The sequence below is a fragment of the Acidobacteriota bacterium genome (genome assembly GCA_012729555.1).
Lineage (GTDB): Bacteria > Acidobacteriota > UBA6911 > UBA6911 > UBA6911 > UBA6911.
The window spans coordinates 47,687-53,950 of sequence record JAAYCX010000018.1 but is presented as its reverse complement, the minus strand read 5'-3'; the positions used below and the strand labels follow the sequence as shown (position 1 = coordinate 53,950).

The 6,264-nt window shown below is 58.5% G+C and carries 4 protein-coding genes and 2 pseudogenes; 2 read left to right on the top strand and 4 right to left on the bottom strand.

Features of this window, described 5'->3' with window-relative positions; genetic code table 11:
* Positions 1-185 precede the first annotated feature (185 nt).
* A pseudogene (locus GXY47_05215) lies at positions 186-266 on the bottom strand (PEP-CTERM sorting domain-containing protein).
* Positions 267-1,602: 1,336 nt separating this feature from the next.
* On the opposite strand from GXY47_05215, the pseudogene GXY47_05210 reads away from it, so the two are divergent.
* Positions 1,603-1,701 (top strand): annotated as a pseudogene (locus GXY47_05210) (endoglucanase).
* A 965-nt stretch (positions 1,702-2,666) separates the two neighbouring features.
* Here the strand turns inward: GXY47_05210 and GXY47_05205 are convergent.
* The gene (locus GXY47_05205; protein NLV30537.1) at positions 2,667-3,062 is read right to left on the bottom strand and encodes a protease inhibitor I42 family protein; all 396 of its coding nucleotides are present in this window, start codon (positions 3,060-3,062) and stop codon (positions 2,667-2,669) included.
* A 763-nt stretch (positions 3,063-3,825) separates the two neighbouring features.
* Positions 3,826-4,485, bottom strand: a complete 660-nt coding sequence (locus GXY47_05200; protein NLV30536.1) for a CAAX prenyl protease-related protein — start codon at positions 4,483-4,485, stop codon at positions 3,826-3,828.
* A 107-nt stretch (positions 4,486-4,592) separates the two neighbouring features.
* Here GXY47_05200 and GXY47_05195 point away from each other — a divergent pair, with 107 nt between their 5' ends.
* Positions 4,593-5,957 (top strand): UDP-glucose 6-dehydrogenase, encoded by a 1,365-nt coding sequence (locus GXY47_05195; GenBank protein NLV30535.1) that lies wholly within the window; start codon positions 4,593-4,595, stop codon positions 5,955-5,957.
* A 23-nt stretch (positions 5,958-5,980) separates the two neighbouring features.
* Here GXY47_05195 and GXY47_05190 read toward each other — a convergent pair whose 3' ends face one another.
* On the bottom strand, positions 5,981-6,214 hold the full coding sequence (locus GXY47_05190; GenBank protein ID NLV30534.1) for an AbrB/MazE/SpoVT family DNA-binding domain-containing protein: 234 nt from the start codon (positions 6,212-6,214) through the stop codon (positions 5,981-5,983).
* Positions 6,215-6,264: the final 50 nt, after the last annotated feature.

Here is a 6,264-nt window from a genome sequence, read left to right as displayed (position 1 = left end):
GGATCCGCAAAAAGAATGGCATGATTTAGGATAAACATCGCATAGATGGCTGTAGCAAAACACGCCCGTGGTCTTTTCATAGTCCCTCCCAGGGGTTTTATCGACAACGGGGAGTGGTTGGAACAGGCAAAAAAAAGGCCACCTCACGGTGGCCTTTTTCCATTGTGGTTTCGGGTGAGCCAGATTTATCTCTGCCGCCGCCTCAAAGCCAGCGCCAGTCCGATAAATCCAGTACCTAGAAGCAGGAGCGAACCCGGTTCGGGAACGATCGTTATCCCTGTACCGCCGCCGCCATAGAGAGTAACATGGGAAATCGCCCCACCGCCCGGCCAGAAATCCTCCATGTACAGGGTATCCACACCATCCCACCCCGCGATATTGAAGAGATACCATGCCGGGTCATGATTCCCATCCTTGACCAGAAGGAACATAGCATCCACCAGGGGCGGAGGTGCGACATAGGTAATCGTGGCTTCCTGCGGATCGTCGGGGTCATTGAAAAATTCTGTTTCGTAAGAAGCAGCATACGTGCCCGTATCGTAGCCATCGCCGACATTTTCTTTGTACAATTCCGTGCAGGCGGGAGATGAACAGTAAGGCGTAATGGCGACATTAATTTGTGCCTGGCTGGTCTCCTCTCCGGTAGCAGCCGGAAGGTAGTAGTTACCACCTTCATCGTAGACAATCGGATCCGCGGCGGCCGTGCCCACGAACAATGCGAAGAGCGCTATTCCCAAAACCATCAATGATTTATTCATTTCAGTTCCTCCGTCCCGATATTTCTCATCCAAACTTCCAAACAATTTTAAGCAATTATTCTTCCAATCAGGCAATGTCTTGACAATATTGAATTTCGGCGGGAGACCCTCGGACGGACTGTAAAAATATTCGACACCCTTCATGGTGCGCAAAATATCTGCGACTGGGGAATGATTTTCGATCTCGTATGTTTTAAATACTTTACGCTCATCCTCCCCCGAGCAGGGAATGGAGCGTTTTATTTGGCTTGTTTAGAGAAATCCTCCAAAAGTGACGGTATATTTTACATTCCTGGATTTTTGTGGGATATGTTGCGTGGGGCGAGAGAGGAATCCGCTCGAAACCAGGCCAAAAACTCCTGAAAAATGGCGAATCGATCACAAGGGGGGATGAACGCCAGGAGAATTGGTTCGGTCGAAGCCAAAAGGGTGCGGCATGGCCGCACCCTTTTGTTTACTGCATAAACTTCAGGTTTCAGCCTACCAGATTGTCCTGCTCACCCTGTTTGTAACGCTGGCATTTCTTGTCTTTGACGGCTTTTTGACAATATTTGCCTTTCCCGGCTTGTTGCGGTTGAAGACCTTTGCCGCAAGCTGCTTTACGTTATGGATTTGGCCCGAAATATCAATCCTCGCCTCTCGGGCTACGCCGCTGTTCACTGAAACGGAGTAGGTTACCTTCACGCTGCCATTCGAACTCTGCATCGAACTGATGGTCACCCACGAGGCGCTCGATATGGCGCTGAAAGATGCGGCCGAGCAGGACCCGGACATATAGACCGTGAAGCTGCCGCTGCCGCCCGCGGCCTTGAAGGTAGTCCCGCTCGACGAGAGGGAAAGGGTGCACGGCTCCGGAGCCGGATCGGGAACCGGTTCGGGCTCGGGCGCCGGTTCGGGATCCGGCTCGATAATGGGGGCCGGGGCAGGCTCCGGGTCCGGGTCTCCAGCGTATCCGTCATAAACCATGGTGGAGTACCCGAACCGGCTTGTGCCGCCGATTTCATCATAGGAGATCATGAAATATCCCGCCTCCCCCCAGCCGCTTCCCCAGCTGTTTTTAACAATCAGCGCCCTTTGCTCATCGTCGAATCCGACTACAAGAACCGCATGGGCGCCAAGATACGACCCGGTGGTATAGCTGTAAACCCCGCTGCGATAGGAAGCGAAGTCGTTGTAAACAAGCATTGTCGCAATGAAGGGCCCATAGGAGTACAGGGCGTTCTTCATGTCGTCAACGGTGACGGTCTTGGTACTGGCCACATGCCAGCCGGTGATCCGATAGGCGGCGTCCTGCCAGTTCAGGCAGGCATTGGTGCACACATTGTTGCTAGCCGTGTACTTGAAGCAGCTCTCCACCGGGATTCCCACATCCCGGAGAAAGTTCGAAGCGACCCCAATGGAACCGCTGGTGCAGGAACCAGCGCCGCTGCAGGACACCAGGGTCTGCTCGGAAAGGTCGATCGGGAGGCCGCCCGTGCTGATCATGGCCTGGGATTCGAGGCCGGCGGCAGTGGCGAAAGCCCAGCAGCTGCCGCAGGAGCCCTGGTTCTTGACCGGGGAGACGTAGGCCGTGCCCTCGACATTGCGCCAGTCGAGGGTGCCGTTGAGGCCGGTGACCTGGGGAATCGGAGCCGCCACGTCCGACGAAAGCGAGGCCGCCATCAGGTCCTCGAATTCCTCCCCGCCAAGCCGCTTTTTCTTCTCTTTCAGGGACAGTCCGGAAACGGAGGTCTTGTCGGCGTGCCACCGGGCGTTTTTGGCCTTGATCATCTGCCGGATGTTTTCGACCTCTTCGTCGGGTTGGGCGAAAACCGCCGTGGCGCCGAACGCCAGGAAAAGCACCAGCGTCAGACTCATCAATTTTTTCAATCCACTTACTGAAACCATGGTTGTCTCCTTGTATATTCCTCAGGGGAGAATTCGGACCTTGAGTTCGAAGCGGTCCGAAGCTTCTTCCGGACCTTCCCAGGGCCTGCGATGCAAAAAACGGATGGAGGGATTCCCTTCCTTCTTCGCCCGGATCCGCCATTGCCGGGTGACCGGGGCGCCGGTGACGTCGCCGGGCTGCGGTTCCTCCAGGGTGTCCACCTGCACGATTTCGAAGGAAGTCTCGTCGAGTTCCGATACCACCCATTCGTAGCCGGCCGACCCCAGCTGCTCGAGCTCGACCACAAACAGGCCGCCTTTTCTCACCTTGATTTCGCGGTTATTGAACTGTTTGTCGACGACGATGACGGGACCGTTCTGTTCCCCGTCCGCCTGTGAGACCTCAGCCTGGGTTTTCGCGCCGGTGTCCTGGTTCATGCTGGTCCTGTTTTGAGCGCAGGCTGCGGTGGTGGCGAACAAGAGCCCCGATAGTGCGGTTATCATAAAGAAAGAGTGGGAGTTACCCGACTTCATACATCCCTCCGAAAAGGCCCGGCGGCCAATCGGCCGCCGTCCCCGGACCGGTTTCCGGGGACGCTGAACTTATCGGACGGAAGCGCGGGGGCTGTGTGACGGATGTCACCCGAATGAACTATTCCATTAATTTTTTCGTAAAAACGGGCTTGGGAAGGAGTCAAGGAAGTGAAGAATGGGAAAGGAAGCCCCCGGGTCCGGTCGCCTCACGTGATGGATTCGGGCGGCCGGACCCGAGGGGGGTGACAATTCACAGCCATAAAACAGCGGATAATTTCAGTTCCTTATCCGTTTCCATTTCTCACCTCTGCGATTGAGACTTCAATACACTGACGCTTTCCCGTATCGGACAGGGGGAGGATGCGGGTGTGACTCCAGTCACCGAACTGTTGATTTCCTGCCATGGGCTTGTTTTGGCCGGAGTGCTGGAGAAAATTACCCCTGCGCGGATTTCATGGTTCCCTGGACGCCAAAGCATTATAATATTTCCTATGAAAAAGAGAATGTGCGGGAATGCCGACCCGAAGCGGCTACCGGAGCGGATGACCGAAGCCGGAAGCAGGATCTCGAAGCGGAGGAAGGAGCAGATCCCTTCGTTTTCGGTTTCGAAAAATGCGCCCCCGTTGACGCCGGAAATGGTGCGGGAGGCCGACGAGGATTGCCCAGCCTACCAGAATTGATACTGGCTGCGGGTGACGACCCAGAGGGCGAGCAGGAGATTGGTGACGGCATGGGCCGTGATCGCGTCCCCCAGCCGGTTCTTGTAGAGGACCAGGCCCTGGTAGGCCAGGGCGCAGAGGATGCCGGGGAGCCACTCGAAGTGGCCGATCCCGAAGACGACGGCGGTGATCGCGAGGGCGCGCACGCTGAAGTGCCGGAGCGGGACACCCAGGAAATCGGGCCGGACCAGGTAGCGGTAGACGAAGGAGCGGTAGAAGACCTCTTCGAGCGGCGGGACCACGAGAGTGGAGCCGAGGGTGCGGACGGCGATGTAGAAGAGGGCGAGCAGACTGCCGGGACCGTAGGCGGCGGAAGGGTTAAAACCGCTGGAGCGCTCGGCCAGGAGCGGGTAGTGCCCGTCGAGCCCTACCCAAAGGGCGAAAACCCCCGCCCCGACCACGACCGCCTCCCAGGAAAATTTCCATCTCATTTCCCGGACGTATGGGCGCATCACCCAGAGGCACCAGGCGCCGAGCGCGGTCTTGAGCGCGTAGACCCAGTATTGCGAATCGGGGCCCAGGCGCCCCTGGAGCATGGTCAGGGCGGCGAAGAGGGCGAAGGGAAGGACGCGGACCAGGAGGGGTGAAGCCGTTATTTTATTGAACATAGCAAGATCCTATTCTATCCTCGTGACTTATCGGCGGCAACCGGAGATACTTGATTTCTTTGCATCCTCCGATAGGAACGATAAACTGCCTGGGGAGAAAATAGCGGATGTTTTCCAAAAAGATCGCGTGTATCGGCGCGGGGTATGTGGGGGGGCCGACGATGGCCGTCATCGCCCTGAAATGCCCCGAGTACAAGGTGCAGGTCGTGGATGTCAGCGCAGAGCGGATCGGGGCGTGGCAGAGCGACCGGCTGCCGATCTACGAGCCGGGGCTCGACGAGGTGGTGCGGAAGGCCCGCGGGCGCAACCTGTTCTTCTCCACCGACATCGACGCGGCGATCCGGGAATCGGACATCATCTTCGTTTCGGTCAACACCCCGACCAAGACTTTCGGCGAAGGGGCGGGCCGGGCGGCCGACCTGCAGTACTGGGAAAAGGTGGCGCGCCAGATCCTGCGGGTTGCCGATTCCCCCAAGATCGTGGTGGAGAAAAGCACCCTCCCGGTCAAAACCGCCCGGACGATGGAGCAGATCCTCAACGCCAACGGGAAGCGATTCGAGGTGATCTCCAACCCCGAGTTCCTGGCCGAGGGGACGGCCATCGCCGATCTGCTCCACCCCGACCGCGTCCTGGTCGGTTCGCGCGAGACACCGGAAGGGCTCCGGGCCCGGCAGGAGGTGGTCGACATCTACGCCAACTGGATCCCGAGGGAACGGATCCTCACCAGCAACGTCTGGAGCGCGGAGCTGTCCAAACTGGTGGCCAACGCCTTCCTGGCCCAGCGCATCTCTTCGATCAACAGCATCTCGGCCCTGTGCGAGAAGACCGACGCCGACGTTGGCGAGGTGGCGCGCGCCATCGGGATGGACGGCCGGATCGGCGCCCGGTTTTTAAACGCCAGCGTCGGCTTCGGCGGCTCCTGCTTCAAAAAGGATATCCTGAACCTGGTCTATATTTCCGAATCGTACGGACTCGAGGAGGTGGCGCGCTACTGGGAATCGGTGCTCGATATCAACGAATACCAGGAGGCGCGCTTCGTCCGCACCATGATCCGCGAGATGTTCAACACCATCGTGGGCAAGCGCATCGCCCTCTTCGGCTTCGCCTTCAAGGCCGACACGAGCGATACGCGCGAGTCCCCCGCCATCCACGTCGCCCGCAAGCTGCTCGAAGAAAGAGCGAACCTGGCCGTGAGCGACCCGAAGGCGCTCGCGAACGCAAAGATCGATCTCGCGGGGCTCGAGGGGGTGGATTTCCTGGAGGACCCGTACGAAGCCGCCCGCGGGGCGCACGCCGTGGCGGTCATGACCGAATGGGAGATGTACCGCGGGCTCGACTGGGAGAAGATCTACGCCTCGATGGAAAAACCGGCGTTTCTGTTCGACGGGCGCAACCTGCTCGACCACGCTCGGCTTCACCAGATCGGCTTTAACGTCTACCCGCTGGGGAAGCCGGCGCTGAAGCACCTTTGACTCCCGGAGGAATCATCGCCTTGTCACCGGCGCGCTCCCTTCGAAATCGCCTCGTCCATCTCCTCCAGGCCGAGCCTGCGCGCAGGCTTCGGAACCATCCCCTTCAGGCTTTTCAATGATTCCAGGAGCGGGATCACCTCCAGCCGTCCGTCTTCCCTCACCACGAACCGCAGCCGGGTCCCCGGTTTGATCCGGAGCTTTTTCCGGGCTTCTACGGGGATGGTGACCCGCCCCCTGGAGGTGACGGTGGATGTCATACAGGATCCCTCGATTTGCAGCTTTTGGTCCTTCCCAGTGTAGAGAAAAA